The 22,286-nt window shown below is 67.5% G+C and carries 10 protein-coding genes; 3 read left to right on the forward strand and 7 right to left on the reverse strand.

The features are described from left to right. Nucleotides 1-2: 2 nt before the first annotated feature. Nucleotides 3-986, forward strand: a complete 984-nt coding sequence (locus AC5Y5W_RS14265; RefSeq protein ID WP_500010269.1) for a DoxX family membrane protein — start codon at nt 3-5, stop codon at nt 984-986. Here the strand turns inward: AC5Y5W_RS14265 and AC5Y5W_RS14270 are convergent. From AC5Y5W_RS14270 to AC5Y5W_RS14285, 4 genes are read right to left on the reverse strand one after another with little or no spacing between them, the layout of a single operon-like run. Further along, nucleotides 983-1,369, reverse strand: coding sequence for a DUF2784 domain-containing protein (locus AC5Y5W_RS14270; protein WP_500010270.1), 387 nt, complete (start codon nt 1,367-1,369; stop codon nt 983-985). The genes AC5Y5W_RS14265 and AC5Y5W_RS14270 overlap by 4 nt on opposite strands. Nucleotides 1,370-1,396: 27 nt before the next feature. Continuing rightward, on the reverse strand, nt 1,397-1,876 hold the full coding sequence (locus tag AC5Y5W_RS14275) for a gluconokinase (RefSeq protein WP_500010341.1): 480 nt from the start codon (nt 1,874-1,876) through the stop codon (nt 1,397-1,399). 26 nt (nt 1,877-1,902) lie between these two features. Next, nucleotides 1,903-3,924 carry a phosphotransferase family protein gene (locus tag AC5Y5W_RS14280; protein WP_500010271.1) on the reverse strand — a complete coding sequence of 674 codons (2,022 nt, stop codon included), beginning with the start codon at nt 3,922-3,924 and terminating at the stop codon, nt 1,903-1,905. Between the two features lie 4 nt (nt 3,925-3,928). Next, the gene (locus tag AC5Y5W_RS14285) at nt 3,929-5,434 is read right to left on the reverse strand and encodes a carboxylesterase/lipase family protein (protein WP_500010272.1); all 1,506 of its coding nucleotides are present in this window, start codon (nt 5,432-5,434) and stop codon (nt 3,929-3,931) included. Between the two features lie 77 nt (nt 5,435-5,511). On the opposite strand from AC5Y5W_RS14285, the gene AC5Y5W_RS14290 reads away from it, so the two are divergent. Next, nucleotides 5,512-6,189, forward strand: coding sequence for a hypothetical protein (locus AC5Y5W_RS14290; protein ID WP_500010273.1), 678 nt, complete (start codon nt 5,512-5,514; stop codon nt 6,187-6,189). Here the strand turns inward: AC5Y5W_RS14290 and AC5Y5W_RS14295 are convergent. The 3 genes from AC5Y5W_RS14295 to AC5Y5W_RS14305 form a co-directional block, all read right to left on the reverse strand. Next, nucleotides 6,179-8,815, reverse strand: coding sequence for a PEP-utilizing enzyme (locus AC5Y5W_RS14295; RefSeq protein ID WP_500010274.1), 2,637 nt, complete (start codon nt 8,813-8,815; stop codon nt 6,179-6,181). The genes AC5Y5W_RS14290 and AC5Y5W_RS14295 overlap by 11 nt on opposite strands. Nucleotides 8,816-8,839: 24 nt before the next feature. Continuing rightward, a complete protein-coding gene (locus tag AC5Y5W_RS14300; RefSeq protein WP_500010275.1) occupies nt 8,840-21,238 on the reverse strand; it encodes a type I polyketide synthase in 12,399 nt (4,132 codons plus the stop codon). 171 nt (nt 21,239-21,409) lie between these two features. Then, nucleotides 21,410-21,748, reverse strand: coding sequence for a hypothetical protein (locus tag AC5Y5W_RS14305; RefSeq protein WP_500010276.1), 339 nt, complete (start codon nt 21,746-21,748; stop codon nt 21,410-21,412). A gap of 160 nt (nt 21,749-21,908) precedes the next feature. Here AC5Y5W_RS14305 and AC5Y5W_RS14310 point away from each other — a divergent pair, with 160 nt between their 5' ends. Then, nucleotides 21,909-22,247 (forward strand): RNA polymerase-binding protein RbpA, encoded by a 339-nt coding sequence (locus AC5Y5W_RS14310; protein WP_065016459.1) that lies wholly within the window; start codon nt 21,909-21,911, stop codon nt 22,245-22,247. The last annotated feature ends 39 nt before the right edge of the window (nt 22,248-22,286 follow it).

Raw genomic sequence — 22,286 nt, forward strand, 5'->3', positions numbered from 1 at the left:
CCATGTTGCTTCGTAGAATCGCCCGGCCCCTGTTGTCAGCGGTGTTCATCGGCCAAGGCGTCGAGACCCTGCGCAACCCCAAGACCAGCGTCGATGCTGCCGAACCCACCGTGGCGGCATTGCGGACCCTGCCGGATCCCGTCGGAACGAAGGTTCCGGCCGACCCCGAGACCGCAGCGCGGATCAACGCGGCAGTACAAATCGGCGGCGGCCTCATGCTTGCCATCGGCAAAATGCCCCGGGCCGCCTCGGTGGCGCTGGCGTGCACTGTAGTCCCCGGTAGCCTTGCCGGACACCTGTTTTGGAATGAATCCGATCCCGAACGCAAGGCGCAGAAGCGCCGCGAATTCTTGACCGACCTGAGCCTGCTGGGCGGGCTGATCATCGCCTCGGCCGACACCGAAGGAAAGCCGTCGCTGGGATGGCGCGGCCGGCGGGCCGCGGGGCGGGTTTCGGCGGCGGTCACCGCAGCGCTGCCGGCCGGAGCCTCCAACGGCGCGCTTCTCGACTCCGAGCTGGGTGAACGAATCGAACATGGCTTGCAGGTGAGCGTCGAGCGCGGTCGCGAGCTGGCCAGTACCGCGGCTGAGAAGAGCGGGCCGCTGATCGAGTCGGCGCGCAAACGCGGAAGTGAACTGGCCAGTACCGCGGAGGAAAAGAGTGCTCCGCTGGTTGAAGCCGCGCGCAAGAAGGCACGCAAGCGTCGCGCACAGCTCGCGGCCAGCGCACGTGAGCACGGTGCCGAACTGGCCGAGGCCGCCCGCGAACGCGGCGCCAAACTCGCGGATGTGGCCCGCGAACGCGGCCCTGAGCTCGCCGAAACTGCCCGCGAACGCGGCGCTGAATTCGCCGAAACCGCCCGCGAACGCGGCGCAAAACTGGCGGATGTGGCCCGCGAACGCGGCCCTGAGCTCGCCGAAACCGCCCGCGACCGTGGCGGGGATTTGGCTGACCGCGGGCGGACGAAGATCCGTCGTATGCGTTAACTGGGTGGTCGACGTCCGGCGCGAGCGAGGTCGCGGTTTCGCGTGCGCCAGAAGTACAGAGTCCAGGATGCAGTCACCACCGCGAACAGGGCGAGTTCCATTGCGCCCAACCAGCTCGCCGGATAGAGCACTCCGGTGATGTAGTGGGCGATGAATCCCTCCGACGGTAACGGCGCCATCCCGGCCTCGGCGCGCGCCCAACACTCCAACCCGGTCAGCGGACACCCGACGCGTCCGGCTGCGCTGGCCACTCCCCAGAACACCGCTACCGCGTGCAGCCAGATCGTGCGGCGCCAGCGCAGTGCGAGAAACCCACCGACCATCAGATACGCGATGAACGCGAAATGGAACGCCACCGCGAGCGCGACCACGATTTCATACATTGTCGGCCGTCCTAACGGCTAACTATGCTACCGGGGCCGCCGGACACGTTGCGCCAGAAAGTCCTCGACGATCTCATCGGCGGTTTGGCCGACGTCGATGGCGACACCATCTTCGTCGGAGCCCAGTGGCTCCAACGTGTCGAATTGCGACTGCAGCAGCGCCAGCGGCATGAAATGCCCGCGCCTGCCGGATTGCCGGTGGCCGATCAATTCCGGTGACCCGCACAGATGCAGGAACTCGATATCGTGGCAGCGGGCGCGCAACTGGTCGCGATATTTGCGTTTGAGCGCCGAGCAGCTCATCACACCGCCGTTGCGGTGGTCGGCCAGCCAGGCCCCGACGGCTTCCAGCCACGGATAGCGGTCGTCGTCATTGAGTGGTTCCCCCGCAGCCATTTTGGCGATGTTGGCGCTCGGGTGGAAGGCGTCGGCGTCGGCGAACGGCACCCGCAGTCGTTGCGCCAGCGCCGCGCCCACCGTTGATTTGCCCGAGCCCGAGACTCCCATGACCACGATCGGCGGAAACTGGTCGGTCACGGGCTTAATTGGTTGCGGTTCCATTCCAGCCAGCCCACCCCGCGCCGGCCGTCGGCGGTGTTCACCGCCGCCCAGACTCGCGGAAATTGACTTACCCGTCCGTCAGGGGCCACCAGGCGCAACGGTGCATGGCCGCGGACCTCGACTGTTGCGGTGATGCCACCGGGATCAACGGCCAGCGTCGCTTCGGTCGGTAACCCGTTGGCGTCGAACACTTCCCGGGCCGCAACGGTACACACCTCGGTCAACGCGCCGTCGCGGTCCTGAAGGTAGCCCACGCCGATCGCCGGGGCGCCGGGAATCCGGATGTCCACCGCGTGCAGGTGGCTGCCGTCATCGAAATGCAGTGCGCTCCAAACCCAGTCCATGCCCCACCAATCCCGCACCCCCCAGGAGTGATCACGCTGACCGGGCACCGAGTCGACGGTGTATTCGGTGCCGTCGATGGTGACAGTGCCCGAAACGGTGCAGGGGATCTCGTAGCGCGTGGTGAGCCGGTACTGGTACGGCGTGCCATCGGTGGTCCACGCCAAGTCCATGGTTACCTCGACCGGCACGCCGTCTTCGCCGCGCAGCAACGCGGCCGGGTCGGCGTAGGACTGACCGCGGCCATGCAGGACAACACGATAGCTGCGCAGCGGTTCGGCGACGGAGTGGTTGAATTCGATGGCGTCGGTGCACACCTGCCACGGATCATCGGGTAGCGGGACGTCGAAGTCGACGACTGCGACAGTGGGCATACCGGGCCCGCACAGCACAGCGTTCAGCCACGCCGTGTGCTCGTTGGGCATCAGGCCAAGCCGTATCCAGCCGCCGAATTCCTGTGTGGGGTCGGTGAAATCGGCGTACCAACTCTCATTCCACAGCGGTTCGTTGGTCGGGGTGTGCGCCCACTCGTCGTCGCCGGCCGGAACCAACGGCTCGACCGGCGCCGGCGCCGGCAGCGTCGCGAGCGCATCGGTGTCGAGGACATGCTCACAATGGCGCTGCAGCATCGTCATGAACATTGCGTCGCCGCGATCGGTGCGCTCGACCAGCATCGACGAGACAATGGCCATCATCACCCCGAAGAAGCTCTGCCGCCGCACACCGTCGCGGACGTCGGTCAGGCTGATGGGCGTGTCGGGCCCGAGCGCCTCGTGGTAGGCGTGCAGCAGCTCGTCATAATTCGCGCGCCGATCGGCAACCGACAGCGCACATCCCAGGCAGTAGGCCAGGTCGGTCATGGCCGGGCCCCGGGTGACGGTCTGCCAATCGACGACGGTCAGCAGCCGGTCGGCGCCGACCGCGCCGAACAACATGTTGTCCAGTCGGTAGTCGCCATGCACCAGCCCCTGAATGCGGCCGGCCGCCGCCTCTTCGGCCAGGTAAGCGTCGAATCCCGCCACCAGCCGTTCGCACACCGCGCGGTACGACGGTTCGATCTGGTCGCGGTAGCGGTCGACGAAGGCGGCGTAGAGCTGGCTGATCAGCGCTTGGTTGATCGGTGCGTCGCGGTTGAGCCACGGCGCATCCGCGAGTGCGGTATCGCCCAGCAACGGGCCTTGTAGCCGGGCCAGTTCGGTGACGGCGAGCCGGGCCTGTGCGACTGTGGCGCCGCGGATTTCATCGCCGACCACGGCCGGAGTCGCATCGCCGAGCAGCAGGTCGAAGACTCCGGTCGACGCGTCGACCGCGGCGTGGTAGCACGGCGCAACCGGTCCGGTCAGGTGTGGCGCGACCTCACGGTAGAAGCGCACTTCACGTTCATAGAGGCCCAGGCTCAATCCGGTCTGCCGGCTCACCGGGTCGCTGGCGGCGACCTTGAGCACCACCGAATCCGGGCCCGGCTGAGCGCCTTCCGTGTCGGCGTAGCTGAGCTCGACGCGGTAGCACTCGCTCATCTGTCCGGTACCGATGCGCTCGACGGTGAAATCGCTGACGGTTCCCGACCCCAGCACCGTGGAGAGCCAACCGGCGGTGAGGTCGTCCGGTCGTTCGATGACGGTGTCGGTCTGCGGAGGCACTGTTGGGTTCACCGGATCAGCGTGCCATCGAGAAGCCCTGCCACGCCATCCGCCGCTCGGGGTGCGGATCGAATTCGACGTGCGACTTGCGGTCGAACACCATCACCGCGCGGTCTGCGTCGGTGTAGGCGGGCCAGTCATCGCCCGGCACGCCGGTGCGGCTGAATGCGCGCCAACGCCCCTGTATCTCGTTGCTGACCCGCAGCGCAGAGCGGCGGTCGCCGGCCGCGCTGAGCAGGGCGCCGAACCTGCTGCGATAGACATCGAACACCGCGAGCAGTTCGGTGGCGTGAGTGGCGCCCAGCCCCGACCAGCGCAACGTGCGCGGCGAGTAGTCATATCGATAGAGATAGGCCGGCGCGTGACCGCCGTGCGCCTCGGCGATCTCCCACGCGGCCGAGCCGAAGGCGAAATCCCCGCCGAGCCGGATACACGCCGCCGAATCGGGGTAGTCAGGATAGGCGCTGGTAATGCGTTCCCGCGCAGCCGGTTCCGCTTCCGCCAACAGCGCTTCGATCATCGGCTCGGTGGTAGGCAGCAGCCGCAGGAATCGGGTGAACAACCGGCCCTCGTCGGCGTTGGTGCCCACGATCAGCGGCACCCGGTGGGCTTTACCCTGTCGCATCGCATCGATGGGATCCAGCGGCAGCACATCGTCGCCGCAGGCCGGCCCGAGCGGGAAGGCGCCCAGGATGTCGCGCACTCCTTCGTCGATCAGACGGTCTTGGGCCGCGACCAATTCGGCAGGTGAAGCCTGCATCAACGCATGAGCGGCGTCGTGTTTGCGCATACCGAGTAGCCCGGCGAACCGTGTCGCGAAGTCGGCCGCCATTTCGCTGGTGCGCACCATCCCGGATGCCGGGCTTTCCGAAATCGCCTGGGCGAACAAGCCGTCCGCTGCCGGCACCGCCAACATGGTGGCGACCGCATGCGCGCCGGCGCTTTCACCGAATAGCGTGACGTTGTCGGGATCGCCGCCGAACTCGGCGATGTTGTCGGAGACCCAACGCAGCGCCATCACCAGATCACGCAGGAACAGGTTGCTGTCGATGGTGATATCGGGAGTCGAGAGCGACGACAGGTCCAGGCAGCCCAGCGCGCCGAGCCGGTAATTGACCGATACGTACACACAGCCCCGCCGGGCCAGTGCGGCGCCGTCGTACAGCGGGGTGGCCGAGCTGCCCAGCAGGTATCCGCCGCCGTGGACGAAAACCATCACAGGCAGCGGCTGGACGGGCGCGGCTGCGGGCGCCACGACGTTGAGCGTCAGGCAGTCTTCGCCCCTCGGCTGGTACTTTCCGATTCCCAGCATGGTGTAGCGACGCTGCTGCGGAGCGCAGTTGGTAAACCCGTGGCAATGCCGCACACCGGACCAAGGCTGCGCCGGTTGCGGTGCGCGAAACCGCAGCGGCCCGACGGGCGGGTGGGCATAGGGAATGGATCGCCACCGGTGCACACCATCGCGGGTGAATCCTTCGACTATGCCGGTGGCGGTGCTTGCGCGGACGGTGTGCTCGTGCATAAGCCGACGTTAGCGAATGCGCCCATGGTGGGTGGGGCAGGTCCGCAGAATCAAGCGACGACAGTTAGCCTGGCACAATGCGGATTGCCGCGCTGGTCGCAGCGTCGTTGCTGGTCGCCGGGTGCTCGCACACGACCGATAGCCGCGGCACGCAGCCCTCGACCTCTGCATCCACACCTTCGCGGGCAACTTCCACCCCGCCCTCGAACCGCCCGCCGCCGGCCGCTGCCGTCGCGCCGAGTGCTGGCGCACCGATCTCCGATGTCATCGCGTGGGTGGAAGCCGGCGCCCCGGCCGACGCCGGCGGGTATCACCGCGCAACGCGCGACGGGGTGGCCGCCGACCTCGGTACTGACATTGCGTTCACCGTTTCCAAAGTCCGCTGCATGACCGACACCAAACACACCGGCGGCGCGCTGTCCTGCCTGGTCAGCTTGGCCCATCCGCCGCCGCGACCGGCGACCGCCTACGGGCAGTGGCAGGGCGGTTGGGTCGACTTCGATGGCGCCAGCCTGCAGGTGGGGTCGGCCCATGCCGATCCGGGGCCGTTCGCACGCGGCGCTGGGGCCGATCTGCCGGTTGGGAAATCGTTGTCCTTCGGTGACTATCGTTGTCGCGCAAACCAAGTCGGCGTGTATTGCGTGAACTATGCGCATCGGTCGGCGGCCGCGCTCGCCGCCACGGGTATCGAACCGTTCGGGTGTCTGCAGTCCGTTCCGCCGCCCGATGGCGTCGGGCAGAAGTTCAGCTGCTGAGGCCGGCAATATCGAGGACGCGGATCTCTCCGGTACTGCCGTCGACCTCGATGAGCGCCCCGGGTGTGAGGCGTCGAGTGGCGCCCTCGACGTCAACCACGCAGGGAAACCCGAACTCGCGCGCCACGACCGCGGCATGCGACATCGGGCCACCCAGTTCGGTCACGACAGCGGCGGCATAGGAGAACGCGGCGGTGTAGCCGACATCGGTGACCTCCGCGACCAGGATCTCACCGGGTTCCAGGTCGTCGATGGTTTCCGGCCGGACGATTCGAACGCGGCCGCTGACCCGTCCACCGCAGACACCGAGGCCATGCAGGGTCTGTCCGGCGGTGAGGACGCTTTTCGGACCAGGGGCCGGCTGCCAGCTGCCGCTGAACACTGCCGGTGGAATGACGTCTGCCAGGTTGCGCTGTTCGGCGCGGCGGCGCGCCACAATGTCCGCCGCGTCGGCGGGCAGCGCGTCGAGCTCATCAACCAACAAATAGAACACGTCGTCGGGAGTGTCGAGAACTCCGCCGTCGGTAAGGCGACGGCCATGCTCCCGCAACAGCTTTCGCAAGATCCAGATGGCTCGCACCATTTTGTCGCGCCGTACCTCGCGGTCGCGAATCTGGTGCACGGCCAATTGCGCGACCGGTCGAGCCTGGACCGGGATTCGCCGATGACGGGGCTGTGCCGGCGCCGGGGCATTCAACGATTTCGCCACCATCCGGAGCAGCAGTTCGGGATCGTCGGCATAGGTGGTCGACAACATCTCGACTTCGGCCGGGCCTCGGTGACCGATCTGCGCCAGCTCGTCGAGAACCGCGGCGTGAAATTGCGGCGCCTTCTCGGACAACGCCGCGAGCCGGTTGCCCGGACCGGCAAGCACCCCAGCCGCATCCGGATCGTTCTGCGCCGCGGCCACCAGCCGGTGCAGCGCGCCCAGCAATCGCGCACTGGCCAAGTCCGGCCCGGCCGACGGCGCGATGTTACGTCCGCCCAGCCCCCGCAGGATCACACTGAACGCTGCCGACAGCATGAAAGACCCCGATGCCAGCACCCAACCATGCACGACGTGATCGCGTGCCAGCAAGATCAAGCTGAGCAGGCGATGGTCGTCCAGTTGGGTGGGGTCGTCGCCAACCAGACGTTCCAACCGGTCGATATCGGCGATGTAGTCGCGGGTATCCCGCCCCGATCCGGCGCTGAGGCCGACCAGATTGACCCCGAATACCCCGATATTGCGGAGGGTACGCAATTGTTTTGCGGCGCGGCCGGATTGGCTCGGCAATCGCTGCTCACCGAAGATCGGCAGGCTGCCGGCGCTGGGGCCGAAGAATCCGCTGTTACTGACGACCGTCGCCGGTTTGACGAATGGCACGGTTTCGGCCATGAAATGCGCGGCGGTAATGGCGCCATACAGCCGGTGGGCGAACACCGCGACAGTGCGCATGGCGATTTCGCGCTGGATCAACCCGCCCGGCCGCAGCCGCTCGGCGATGCCGACACCGCCGGCCCGCAGGCCGCGCACGGCGACCGACACCGACGACGGTGAAAACGGTCCGGGCAGCGCCTCCGACAGGTTGGTGGCCAAAAAGGTCGGGAAGCGCCCGTCGATCGGAGTGTCGAACTCCCCGTTGCAGCCGTCCGGGCCGGCCAGGGCGGGAACCGTGCCGTCAGCGGCCGGCGCGTCAACCGCCGGGATGTCCTGGACATTGGTCAACTGCCACGGCAGCGATATCACCCGCGGGCCCAGGCTCACCCGCCCACGTACCGCCAACGCGAAATCCGCGACGCATTCAGCGGCGCTCCAGGCCGGGGTGAACTTCCAGGTGTCGTGCAGCCGTGCGGTTTCCATCAAGGGGGCAGTTAGTAGGTGATCGAGCTCGGCGGCTGCACTCATCCGCCGAAGCAGTACGCCCAGCCGCTTTCCCACCCGCGCTGTCGGGCGGCCCACCGCAACGGCGATCTCAGCGAACGTCGGCTCCCCCGCCGCAGCAAGGTTGACCGGCCCGCTGTCGATGCCGGTGTCGAGAATCGCTCGAACGAACACCCGATGTGCGTCGTCGGCGTGCACAACCTGCAGCGCCTGGTTCGTGGACCTGTCGATGTCCGGAAAGAACAGCGACGCCCAGAACCGGAGCACCCAGTTGTCGACGTTTCGGCCGAGGATGACCGCGGAGCGGACCGCCACCCATTCCGTGCCGGAGGCCGCCAGCATTTCTTCGGCGCGGGCTTCGGCGGTTACCGAGCTGAGTTGATGGTCTTCGCTGCACGGCGGCGCTCCGCGCTCGCGCGCACCGTATGCGGATGCCGAGGACGCGAACACCGTCCGCCGGGTGCCGGCCCGGGTGATCGCGTCCAGCACGTTGGCGGTCCCGCCGAGGTTGATGTCGTGCGCGAGCTGTTCATCGGCGCCGGGGTCAGCCATCCAGGCGCAGTGCGCGACGACATCGGCCCCGGTGATGGCGTGCCGGACCGCCGCTGCATCGCGAATGTCGCCTTCGACGAGGGTGGCTGCGCTGGGCCAGCTTTCGGGGCGATGACGTGCCAGCCCGACAACCTCGTGCCCCGCAGAGAGCAATCGGCCCACGACGCCGCGACCGATCACGCCGCTGGCTCCGGTGACGGCGATCTTCACTGAAGGACCCGGAATCTCAACTCGCTACTCGTCGTCATCGAGCAGCGCCGCATTGACCAGATCATCGAGATCCATGTCGGCGAGGTCTTTTTCTCTGGTCTCCCCGGCGCCGTTGCCGTCGACTTCATTGGCCAAGCCGAGCAGCAAGTCCAACACCCCGGCCTGCCGCAGGCGCTTGACTGGAATCGACGCGACCACCCGCTGAATTTCCGCTTCCCCGGGCGCGGCCTTTGGCGCAGGCTGATCGGCGGCGCCGAGCAGTTCTTGGTGGAAGTACCCAGCCAGCGCAGCCGAGTTCGGGTAGTCGAAAATGAGTGTGGGTGAAAGAGCCAATCCGGTGGCGGCTTTGAGCCGGTTACGCATCTCGACCGCGGTCAGCGAGTCGAATCCCAGCTCCTGGAAGGCCTTGTCCGGATCGATAGCCTCCGTCGTCGTATTGCCCAGCACGGTCGCGATGTGCGAACGAACCAGATCCAGCAGCACGGCGTGCTGCTCGTCCTCAGGAAGCCCTTCCAGACGCTGCAGCAGAGCGGTTTTCGACTTGGCGGCGGCCAGCGAGTCGTCCACCTGACGCCGCGCCGGCGCACTGATCAGATCGACGAACATCGGCGGCAGCGTGCCACCGTCGAACTTGGCGCGCAACGCCGTGAGGTCGATGCGGGCCGGCAGCAGGAACGGCTCGTCGACAATCATTGCGGTATCGAGCAATCCGAGCGCCTCGTTGGCGGACATGGCCACAATGCCGTCGCGGGCGAACCGGGCGAAATCGACTGCCCCGAGACCCCCGGTCATGTCGCTGGCCTGATCCCACAAACCCCAGCCCAGCGTGGTCGCCGGCAGGCCCTCCGCACGCCGGTGCACTGCCAACGCATCGAGGAACGAGTTGGCCGCCGCGTAGTTGGCCTGCCCGGAGGATCCCACCAGCGCGGCCATCGACGAGAACATCACAAACGCCGACAAACCCAGATCGCGGGTCAACTCGTGCAAATTCCAGGCCGCGTCCACCTTGGCCCGCATTACTGTATCGATGCGCTCCGGTGTCAACGACGTGATCACTGCATCATCGAGGACCCCCGCGGCGTGAATCACCGCCGACAGCGGATGCTGCGCGGGGACATCGGAGATCACCTCGGCCAATGCATCCCGATCCGCCGCGTCGCAGGCCACCACCCGCACGTCGGCACCGGCGGCGGTGAGTTCGGCAGCCAACTCCCCGGCGCCCGGCGCATCGAGTCCGCGGCGGCTGACCAGGATCAGGTGGTGCACACCGTGTCGGGTCACCACGTGCCGGGCCAGCGCGGAGCCCGCCATTCCGGTAGCACCGGTGATCATCACCGTGCCCGCCGTCCAGGCATCGGGCATCGTCATCACAACCTTGCCGACGTGGCGCGCCTGACTCAAATACCGCAACGCCGCCGGCGCCCGCCGGATGTCGAACGTGGTAACCGGCAGCGGGTGTAAAACGTTGTCCGCGAACATCGCTGCCAACCCGGTGAGGATCCGCCGGATGTGATCTGGCCCGGCCTCGAAAAGGTCGAAGGCGCGGTAGCGCACCCCGGGGTGGCTATCGGCGACAACGGCAGGGTCGCGCATATCGGTCTTGCCCATTTCCAGGAAGATCCCGCCGGGTGCCACCAGTCGCAGCGAGGCGTCGACGAAATCACCCGACAGCGAATCCAGTACGACGTCTACCCCGCGGCCGTCGGTGGCAGCCCGGAATTTGTCCTCGAACTCCAGGCTCCGCGAATCGGCGATGTGGTCATCGTCGAAGCCCATGGACCGCAAGGTGTCCCACTTGCCGCGACTGGCCGTGGCGAACACCTCCAAGCCCCAATGCCGCGCCAACTGCACGGCGGCCATCCCGACACCGCCCGCGGCGGCATGAATGAGGATCCGCTGGCCCGGCTTGACTTCGGCCAGCGCCGACAAGGCGTAATACGCGGTCGCGAAGACCACCGGCACCGTGGCGGCCTCGGTGTGCGACCACCCTGGCGGGATTTCGATCAGCAGACGCTGGTCGGTGGTCGCGACAGTGCCGGTGCCTTCCGGGAACAACCCGGTTACCCGGTCGCCGACCGCGAATTGGGTCACTGCTGGTCCGGTCTCGACGACGACGCCGGACGCTTCGACGCCCATCGCCGCAGCGTCGTCGGGGTACAGACCCAGCGTGATCATCACATCGCGGAAGTTGGCCGCCATGGCGTCCACGGCAATACGGACATGCCCGGACTCAAGCGCCACATCGGCGTCGGGCAGCGGTTCCAGCAGCAGGTTCTCGAAGGTACCCGCCGCCGAAAGCCCGACCCGCCAAGGGGTTTCTCCGGGCGGAGGGACCAGCAGCCCGTCTATCGAGCGGCTGCCGTGCACCCGCGCGATATGGAGGACGCCGTCGCGCAGCACCACCTGCGGCTCACCGACCGCCAAGATCGCGGCGGCGGTGGCATCGTCGACCGGCGCGTCGACGTCGGCGAGCACCAGCCGGCCGGGATGCTCGGTCTGCGCTGAGCGCACCAGCCCCCACACCGCCGCACCGGCCAAATCCGTGATGGTCTCCCCCGGCAACGCCACCGCACCGCGGGTTGTCACCACCAACATTCCCGAATCGTGTTCGGTAAGCCAGGACTGCACTGCACTCAACGCCGCATGCGTGCGCTGGTGTGCTTCGGTGACGGGATCGCCGGCCACCGGCAGAGATTCGAACACCTCGTGGGAGGCGATGGCATCGGCGTTGACCACCGACGGCTGCGGTGACCAGATCACCTCGAACAGTCGATCCGGGCCCGAGCCCGACACCGCCGCCATCAGCTGCTGTTGGGACACCGGCCGGGCCACCATTGCGGCCACCGACAACACCGGCAGGCCCAACGCGTCCGCCAGCTCGATCGACACTGCCGACGGTCCGGTCGGCGCGATCCGGGCCCGCACCGCCGACGCGCCGGCGGCATGCAAGCACACCCGCTGCCACGAGAACGGCACCAGCACACCACCATCGGAATCGGTGCCGTTGGTGGCGACGATCACTGCGTGCAGCGCCGCATCCAGGACCGCCGGATGCACCCCGAACCCGGCGGGCGATGCACCTGCATCGGCCGGCAGCGACACCTCGGCGAACACCTCGTCGCCGCGGCGCCACATCGCGGTCAGGCCCTGGAACGCCGGACCATAGCCGTATCCGCGTGCGGCCAGCTGGTCGTAGATTCCGGTCACGTCCACTGCGTCGGCGCCGATTGGCGGCCAAGCCGACAAGGTCGCGCTCGGCTCGACGGCGCCGGCGGCCACCGTCCCCTCGGCGTGCAACACCCAGCCGGAGCCGGCGTCGGCGCGGGAAAACACCGATACGGCACGGGAACCCGTCTCATCGGCGGCGCCCACCACGACCTGCACGGCGACGGATCCGGCGGCGGGCAGCACCAGCGGCGCGGCCAGCATCAATTCCTCGATGACGCCGCAACCGACTTCGTCGCCGGCCCGGATCACCAATTCGACGAACCCGGCGCCGGGGAACAGGACCACCCCGCCGACCGCGTGGTCGGCCAACCACCGCTGCGACGCCGGCGACAGCCGGCCGGTCAGCACCACCCCACCGGAGGTCGGCAGTTCGACCACGGCGCCCAGCAGCGGGTGTTCACTGGGGGCCAAGCCCAAACCTGCGGCATCGACTGCGGCGCCGTCACCGGAGAGCCAAAACCGGCGGCGTTCGAAGGCATAGGTCGGGAGCTCGACAAATCGGCCGCCGGACAGCACGGCACGCCAATCGACTGCGGCGCCCGACACGAAACCCTGGGCGGTCGCATTGGCCAGCGTGACCGGCTCGGGGCGGTCTTTGCGCAGCATGGGCACCGACACCACGTCAGCGTCGGGCAGCGACTCGTCGATCGATGCGGTCAGGCCGCCGCTGGGCCCGACTTCCAGGAAGCGGGTGGCGCCGGCGGATTGGGCGAAGCGAATGCTGTCGGCAAATCGCACCGCTGCCCGGACATGTTGAGTCCAGTACTGCGCGGAGGCGAAGTCGTCGCCGGCCAGCTGCCCGGTGACGTTGGAGATGATCGGGATGATGGGCTGCGCAACGGCGAGTCCGGCTGCCACCGTGGCGAACTCGGTGATCATTGGTTCCATCAATGGCGAGTGGAAGGCGTGCGACACCGCGAGCTGGTGCGTTCTGCGGCCCTGGGCGCGCAGTTGTTCGGCGATCCTGGTCACCGCGTCCCCGGCCCCGGAGATGACGACCGACGACGGACCGTTCACTGCTGCGATGCCGGCGTCGTCGACGAGCATCGGCCGCACTTCCTCTTCGGTCGCCTGCACCGCGAACATGGCGCCGCCGGCGGGCAGCGCCTGCATGAATCGGCCGCGTGCGGCCACCAGAACGGCGGCGTTCTCCAGCGAGAGGACACCGGCGACGTGCGCGGCGGTCAGCTCGCCGACCGAGTGCCCCATCAGGTAATCGGGCCGCATGCCCCACGACTCCAGCAGCCGGAACAGGGCCACTTCCACGGCGAACAACGCGGGTTGGGCGAACTCGGTGGTGTTCAAGAGTTCTTCGTCGTGCCCCCACATCACTTCGCGCAGTGGTCGCAACAGATGCCGGTCCAATTCGCCGACGACGGTGTTGAACGCTTCGGCAAATACCGGGTATGCGGCGTGCAGTCCCATGCCCATGCCAAGCCATTGGGAGCCTTGGCCGGGGAAGACGAACACGGTCTTGCCCGCCGGGGTCGCCCGCCCCGACACCACACCGCCACCCGGTAGGCCATCGACCAACTCGCCCAGCCCGCCCAACAACTGGTCACGATCAGACCCGATGACCACCGCCCGATGCTCAAAGGTCGACCGCCCCGCCAGCGACCACCCCACATCAACGACGTCCAGCGCGCTGTGGTCTCGGAGGTACCCGGCCAACTGAGAAGCTTGCTTACCCAGTGCGCCAGCGGTTTTCGCCGACAGCACCCACGGCGCCAACGGCGGCTTGACCGATTCTTCGGCCGGCGCTTCGACGGGCGGAGCGGCCTCGATGATCACATGCGCATTGGTGCCACTGATCCCGAACGACGAGATCCCGGCGCGGCGCACGTGATCGTCGGCCGGCCAGGGCTGGGGTTCGGTGAGTAATGCGATCCGTCCCGCCGACCAATCCACATGCGGGCTCGGCGCATCCACATGCAACGTCGCCGGCAACACCTGATGACGCATCGCCTGCACCATCTTGATCACACCCGCCACCCCGGCCGCCGCCTGAGTATGACCCATATTCGACTTGATCGACCCCAACCACAACGGCTCACTGCGGTCCTGGCCGTAGGTCGCCAGCAGGGCTTGGGCTTCAATGGGATCGCCTAATGTGGTTCCGGTGCCGTGACCTTCCACCGCGTCGACCTCGGTCGCCGTGAGTCCGGCTCCGGCCAACGCCGCACGCACCACCCGCTGCTGCGACGGACCATTGGGCGCCGTCAACCCATTAGAAGCACCGTCCTGGTTGACCGCCGAACCCCGCACCACCGCCAACACCGGATGCCCCAACCGCACCGCATCCGACAGCCGCTCCACCACCAGCATGCCGCCACCCTCGGAGAATCCGGTGCCGTCGGCGGCACCGGCGAAGGCTTTGCAGCGGCCGTCCGGTGAGAGTCCGCGCCAGCGGCTGAATTCCACGAAGATGTCGGGTGTGGCGTTGATGGTGACGCCGCCGGCCAGCGCCAGGTCGCACTCCCCCGAGCGCAGCGACTGCACCGCCATGTGCAACGTCACCAACGATGACGAGCACGCGGTATCCACCGACAGCGCCGGCCCTTCCAACCCCAGCACATAAGCCACCCGGCCGGATGCCACGCTCGACAACTGGCCGGTCAACCGGAAACCCTCGACCGGTTCGGCGGCGAACATGCCGTAGCCCTGCGTCATCACCCCGGCGAACACACCGGTGGCGCTGCCCCGCAGCCCGGTCGGGTCAATCCCGGCCCGCTCCAACGCCTCCCACGACAACTCGAGGAACATGCGTTGTTGAGGGTCCATCGCCAGCGCCTCACTGGGCGCCACCCCGAAGAACCCGGGGTCGAAGTCCGCGACACCGTCGACGAAGCCGCCGGTGCGGGTGTAGCAGGCACCGGATACGTCGGGGTCGGGATTGAACAGCCCGGCCAGATCCCAGCCACGGTCGGATGGAAACTCGGTAAGCACATCGCGGCCCTGGAGCACCATGTCCCACAGGTCTTCTGGCGAATTGACTCCGCCGGGAAAGCGGCAGGACATGCCGACAATCGCGATCGGATCGTCGCCGGTCGCACGAACCGCCGGGACGTGCTTGGTTTCTTGCGGGACACCGGCAAGCTCGGTGCGGATATAGGTGGCAAGGCCGTTGGGCGTCGGATAGTCGAAGATCAGCGTGGGCGAAAGCGTCAGCCCGGTGGCAGCTTTGAGCCGGTTACGCATCTCGACCGCGGTCAGCGAGTCGAACCCGAGGTCCTGGAAGGCCTTGTCGGCGTCGACCGCCTCCGGTGTGGTGTTGCCCAGGACGGTCGCGATGTGTGACCGCACCAAATTCAGCAACAGGGCGTGCTGCTCGTCATCGCTGAGTCCGTGTAGCCGTTGTGCCAGCGCTGATTTCGACTTGGCAGCGGCCAGCGAGTCGTCGACCCGACGGCGGGTCGGCGCGTTGATCAGGTCGGTGAACATCGGCGGCACCGCGGCGGCGTGGCCACGCAGCGCTGCGGTGTCGATACGCGCCGGTGCCAGATACGGCTCGTCGACGGCCAACGCCGTGTCGAACAGTTGCAAGGCTTCGGCCGAGGAAAGGCCGACGACGCCGCTGCGGCCCAGTCGGGCCCGGTCCGCCGCGTCGAGCCCGCCGGTCATGTCGCTGGCCTGCTCCCACAAGCCCCAAGCCAATGAAATCGCCGGCAAATCGTGGGCCCGCCGGTGCGCTGCCAGCGCATCCAGGAACGAGTTGGCCGCCGCGTAGTTGGCCTGGCCCGACGAGCCGACCAGACCGGCCATCGACGAGAACATCACAAACACTGAGAGATTCAGGTCTCGGGTCAGCTCATGCAGATTCCAGGCGGCGTCCACCTTGGCACGCAATACCGCATCGATGCGGTCCGGCGTCAGCGACGTCACCACCGCGTCGTCGAGGACTCCCGCCGCGTGAATCACGGCCGAAAGTGGGTGCTGTCGCGGGATGTCGGAAATCACTTTGGCCAACGCGGCGCGATCGGCCGCGTCGCAGGCCACCACCTGGACCTCGGCGCCGGCGGCGGTCAATTCACCGGCCAACTCGGCGGCGTCCGGGGCTTCGATGCCCCGCCGGCTGAGCAGCACCAGATGGCGCACCCCGTGTTGCGTCACCACATGCCGGGCCAGCGTCGACCCGGCCATTCCGGTGCCACCGGTGATCATCACCGTGCCAGACGTCCAGGCATCGGGCATCGTCAGCACGACCTTGCCGGTGTGGCGGGCCTGACTCAGATAGCGCAGCGCCGCCGGTGCCCGCCGGATGTCGAAGGTGGTCACCGGCAACGGATTCAGCACGCCGGCATCGAACAGCTTTGCCAGTTCGAGCATGTATTCGTGCATGCGTACCCGGCCGGGTTCGAAGAGGTCGAAGGCGCGGTAGCGCACGCCGGGATGATTGTCGGCGACCACGCCCGGGTCACGGATGTCGGTCTTGCCCATCTCCAGGAAAACCCCGCCCGGAGTCACCAGCCGCAGTGAGGCGTCGACGAACTCGCCGGCCAGCGAATCCAGTACGACATCCATCCCGCGGCCGTCGGTGACCGCCCGGAACTTGTTTTCGAATTGCAAAGTGCGCGAATCGGCGATGTGGTCTTCGTCAAAGCCCATGGACCGCAACGTGTCCCACTTGCCGCGGCTGGCGGTGGCAAATACTTCCAAGCCCAGATGCCGTGCCAGTTGGACGGCGGCCATCCCCACCCCGCCCGTGGCGGCGTGCACCAACACTCGCTGCCCTGGCTGCACATCGGCCAGGTACAGGAAGGCGTAGTAGGCGGTCGTGAAAACTGCTGAGACACCGGCAGCTTCGGCGTATGACCAGTCCGTGGGCATGGGCAGCAGCAGCCGGACATCGCCGGCGACCAGGGTTCCGCTGCTGTCCGGGAAGAACCCCATCACGGCATCGCCGACGTTGAATTCGGTTACTCCCGGCCCGGTTTCGACCACCACACCGGCGGCTTCGCCACCCAGTAGTGCGTCGTGGGTGAACATGCCCAGAGTGATCATCACGTCGCGGAAGTTGGTGGCGATGGCGCGAATGGCAACCCGGACCTGGCCGGGTTCCAGTGGCGCATCTGCGTTGGGCACCGGTTCGAGCTGCAAATTCTCGAACGTGCCGGCAGCCGAAAGACCCAGCCGCCACGGCCGAACTCCATCCGGCAGGGTCAACAAGCCGTCGACGGACCGGCTGGCGTGCACCCGGGCGGTGTAGGCCGCCCCGTCGCGCACCAGCACCTGCGGTTCGCCGGTCTCAAGAATCGCGGCCACGTCGGCTTCCCCGACGGGGGTATCGACGTCGGCCAAGACCAATCGGCCCGGGTGCTCGGTTTGCGCCGACCGCACCAGCCCCCACACCGCAGCGCCGGCCAGATCGGTGACGTCCTTTCCGGGTAGCGCCATCGCACCGCCGGTGACGACGACCAACACACCCGAGTCGTGGTCGGCAAGCCAGGACTGCACTGCGCCCAACGCCGCGTGCGTGCGCTCGTAGACTTCCGCGACGGGATCGTCGCCGACGGAACGGAATTCGAACACCTCATGCGAGGGAACAGCTCCGGTGCCCGGCGAGGCCGGCGACCACGCCACCTCAAAGAGTCGATCCGCTGCCGAACTCGACGCGGCCGCCGTCAACTGCTGCTGCGAGACTGGACGGACCGCCATCGAAGCCACCGACAACACGGGCAGGCCCAGCCCATCAGCGAGTTCGACCGACACCGCCGACGGGCCCGTTGGGGCGATCCGGGCCCGCACCGACGAAGCGCCCGCAGCGTGCAGCGAGACGCCCTGCCAGGAGAACGGCAACGCCACGTCCTCGGCATCGGCGGCCATCGCCGCCCCGTGCAGCGCGCCGTCCAGCAGCACCGGATGAACACCGAACCCGGTGACGCCTCCGGCGGCTTCCGGCACCGTTACTTCGGCGAAGATCTCGTCGCCGCGGCGCCACATCGCAGTCAGCCCGCGAAACGCCGGACCGTATCCATAGCCGTGAGCCGCCAGCCGCTGGTAGCCGTCGCCGACGTCCACCGCGGTAGCCCCTGCCGGGGGCCATACCGACAAGTCCGCTGCCGGTTGAGTCGATTCCGCACTCAGAACACCCTCGGCGTGACACACCCAGTCCGAATCCGCGGTCGCCCTGGAAAACACCGACACATTGCGCTGGCCGGCCTGCTCGGCGGCTCCCACAACAACCTGGACCGCCACCGAGCCCGACGCCGGCAGCATCAGCGGTGCCTGCAACGTCAATTCGTCGACAACCGAACAGCCGGCCTCGTCGCCGGCGCGGATGGCAAGCTCGACAAATCCGGCGCCGGGGAACACCACCAACCCGGATACCGCATGGTCGACGAGCCAGGACTGCGATGCCGGCGTCAGCCGGCCGGTCAGCACCACCCCACCGGAGTCCGGCAGTTCAACCACCGCACCCAGCAGCGGATGCTCGCTGGATCCCAGCCCCAACCCGGCGGCATCGACTGCGGCGCCGTCACCGGAGAGCCAAAACCGGCGTCGCTCAAAGGCATACGTCGGCAACTCGACGAATTCACCGCCCGGCAACAGCTCGCGCCAGTCCACTCCGACACCCGATACGAACGCCTGCGCGGCCGAGGCCAGGAACCGCCTCAACCCGCCTTCCTCACGGCCGAGGGTGGGCAGGACGATCGGTTCGGCGGCACCGTGATCGGTCACGGTGTCTTCGATGCCGGCAATCAACGCCGGATGCGGGCTTGATTCGATGAAAGTTCGGTAGCCCTGTTGGCACGCACTGCGTACTGCCTGGTCGAATTCGACAGTCTGCCGGATGTTTCGGTACCAGTAGTCGGCGTCCAAGCCGGCGGTATCGTAAAGGCTGCCGGTGACCGTGGAGAAGAACGCGGTGCGCGACGACTGCGGTTCGATGCCGGCCAAGACCTCGGCCAACTCGTCACGGATCGCTTCGACGTCGACGGAATGCGACGCGTAGTCGACGTCGATGCGACGTGCCCGCAGCTCCCGCTCGGTGCAGTGGGCAATGAGCTCGTCCAGTGCCTCTGCGTCACCGGAAACGACGACAGCGGTTCGGCCGTTGATGGCCGCGATGCCGATCCGACTGTCGAAGGGCGACAGCAACTCTCGCGCGTGCTCGATGTCGCATGCCAGCGATACCATGCCGCCGCGGCCGGACAGTGCCAGTAACGCCTTGCTGCGCAGCGTCACTACCCGTGCGGCGTCGCGTAGCGACAACGCGCCCGCGACGTAGGCGGCGGCGATTTCACCCTGGGAATGGCCGATCACCGCATCGGGCCGAACGCCGATGGATCGCCACAGCTCTGCCAGCGACACCATGACCGCGAACAGGGCCGGCTGGACGACGTCGACGCGGTCCAGCCCGGGGGCGTCCGGTGCACCGCGCAGGACGTCGATCAGTGACCAGTCGACGAACTCGGCAAAGGCCTCTGAGCAAGCGTGTATGTGTTGAGCGAAAACCGGTGCGGTGTCCAGTAACTCGATTCCCATACCGAGCCATTGGGAGCCTTGGCCGGGGAAGACGAACACGGTCTTGCCCGCCGGGGTCGCCCGCCCCGACACCACACCGCCACCCGGCAGGCCATCGACCAACTCGCCCAGCCCGCCCAACAACTGGTCACGATCAGACCCGATGACCACCGCCCGATGCTCAAAACTCGACCGCCCCGCCAGCGACCACCCCACATCAACCGCGTCCAGCTCACCGCGGTCCTCAACGTATCCCGCCAGCCTTGCGGCCTGGTTCTCCAGCGCCACAGCGCTTTTGGCCGAGATCACCCACGGCACCACCGCCGGCGTCGACCGCGGCTGCTGCTCCGACGCCTCCACCACCGGAGCCGCCTCCACAATCACATGCGCATTCGTCCCCGAAATCCCAAACGACGAGACCCCGGCACGACGCACCCTCCCATCACCCGGCCACGGGCGCGCTTGGGCCAACAACTCCACCGCACCCGCCGACCAATCCACATGCGGACTCGGCGCATCCACATGCAACGTCGCCGGCAACACCTGATGACGCATCGCCTGCACCATCTTGATCACACCCGCCACCCCGGCCGCCGCCTGAGTATGACCCATATTCGACTTGATCGACCCCAACCACAACGGCTCACTGCGATCCTGACCATAAGTCGCCAAAAGCGCCTGCGCCTCAATCGGATCACCCAACGTGGTACCGGTGCCATGGCCCTCCACCACATCCACCTCAGCCGCACTCAACCCGGCATTAGCCAACGCCGCACGCACCACCCGCTGCTGCGACGGACCATTGGGCGCCGTCAACCCATTAGAAGCACCGTCCTGGTTGACCGCCGAACCCCGCACCACCGCCAACACCGGATGCCCCAACCGCACCGCATCCGAGAGCCGCTCCACCACCAACATGCCGCCACCCTCGGACCAGCCGACTCCGTCGGCGGCGCCCGCGTACGGCTTGCAGCGGCCATCGGGCGACAGACCCCGATGCCGGGAGAACTCGACGAACACCGTCGGCGTTGCGTTGACCGTCGCTCCGCCGGCCAGCGCCAGGTCGCACTCCCCCGAGCGCAGCGACTGCACCGCCATGTGCAACGCCACCAACGATGACGAGCACGCGGTATCCACCGACACCGCCGGCCCTTCCAGCCCCAGCACATAAGCCACCCGCCCGGTGGCGACACTGGATGTCATGCCGGTCAGCCGGTAGCCCTCGATCTCTTCGGCGAGCATGCCGTAGCCCTGCACGATGATCCCGGCGAACACACCGGTGGCGCTGCCCCGCAGCCCGGTCGGGTCAATCCCGGCCCGCTCCAACGCCTCCCACGACAACTCCAGCAGCATTCGATGCTGGGGGTCGGTCGCCAGCGCCTCACTGGGCGACACTCCGAAGAAGCCGGCGTCGAAACCCGCGACACCGTCGACGAATCCCCCGGCTCGGGCGTAGGACTTGTGCGGCGCATCGGGATCGGGATCGAACAGACCGGCCAGATCCCAGCCGCGGTCGGTGGGAAACTCGGACATCACGTCGCGGCCGTCGGCCACCATGTCCCATAGCCCCTCGGGGGAATCCACTCCGCCGGGAAAGCGGCAGGACATCCCGACGATCGCGATCGGTTCGCCGGACCGTTCCAGCAGTGCGCGGTTCTTGCGCTTCAGCCGCTCCACCTGGACCAGCGCTTTGCGCAGCGCCTCGGTCGCATGCTGGAGTTGGTCAACCATATTGTTTACCTCTCGCTTAACGCCGGTCGCCGCCGAACGCGGGACGCGACCTCTGACGTGACGAGCCACGTCACGACAGTTCCGCGGGCTCGGTCCTCCCCTATTCCGGCCTAGCCCAGCGATCCATGGCGCGACTGTACCTGTTCTGCGGTTGGTCTCGGACTATCGCGGTCAGCGCCAGCCGTCGGCTGCCCTGGCGGCTCGCATCAACGTGTCGCAGAGTCCGCGCAACTCGGTAGCGCCGGCTCCTTCGTCGAGCGCTGTCGCGACGTCTTCCGCTGCGCATCGCACCTGGTAGACGCGGTCGGACAGGTCGGCGGCCTCGTCCGCGGACAACACCACGGAATCGGGCGGCAACGCCGAGCCCGGCCCGCCATTTATCGAGGCCCGCTGCTCGTAGGCGCGTTGTCGACAGGACTGGCGACAGTACTGCCTGCGTCGTCCCATCCCGGTGTCGGTGACGTCACGACCACACCAGCGGCACGGTTGCGGTCGCGTACGACGGGTCACGCGCCCGACTTTAGCCCGGCCGACGTTGCCCTCCCGGTATCATGGAAGGTCGCGTCGCGATCGCCCGTCGATGATGGGCAATCGCACCTGGGAACTACATAGTCCGTCGTAGCGTTCTCAGCCCGAAGAGATTTAGCGCAGAGATTTAAGGAGTGGGTCCATGGCTGATCGTGTCCTGAGGGGTAGTCGCCTCGGAGCCGTGAGCTACGAGACCGACCGCAACCACGACCTGGCGCCGCGGCGGGTTGCGCGGTACCGCACCGAAAACGGTGAAGAGTTCGACGTCCCGTTCGCCGACGACGCGGAGATTCCCGGCACCTGGCTGTGCCGCAACGGTATGGAAGGCACCCTGATCGAGGGTGATCTGCCCGAGCCCAAGAAGGTCAAGCCGCCTCGCACTCACTGGGACATGCTGCTGGAGCGCCGTTCGGTGGAGGAACTCGAGGAGTTGCTCAAGGAGCGCCTCGATTTGATCAAGACGCGCCGTCGCGGCAGTTGATTGCCTGCTGCGCGCCGGCGCGACGGTGCGCAGACCCGG

This window comes from Mycobacterium sp. NGS51 (assembly GCF_059812525.1).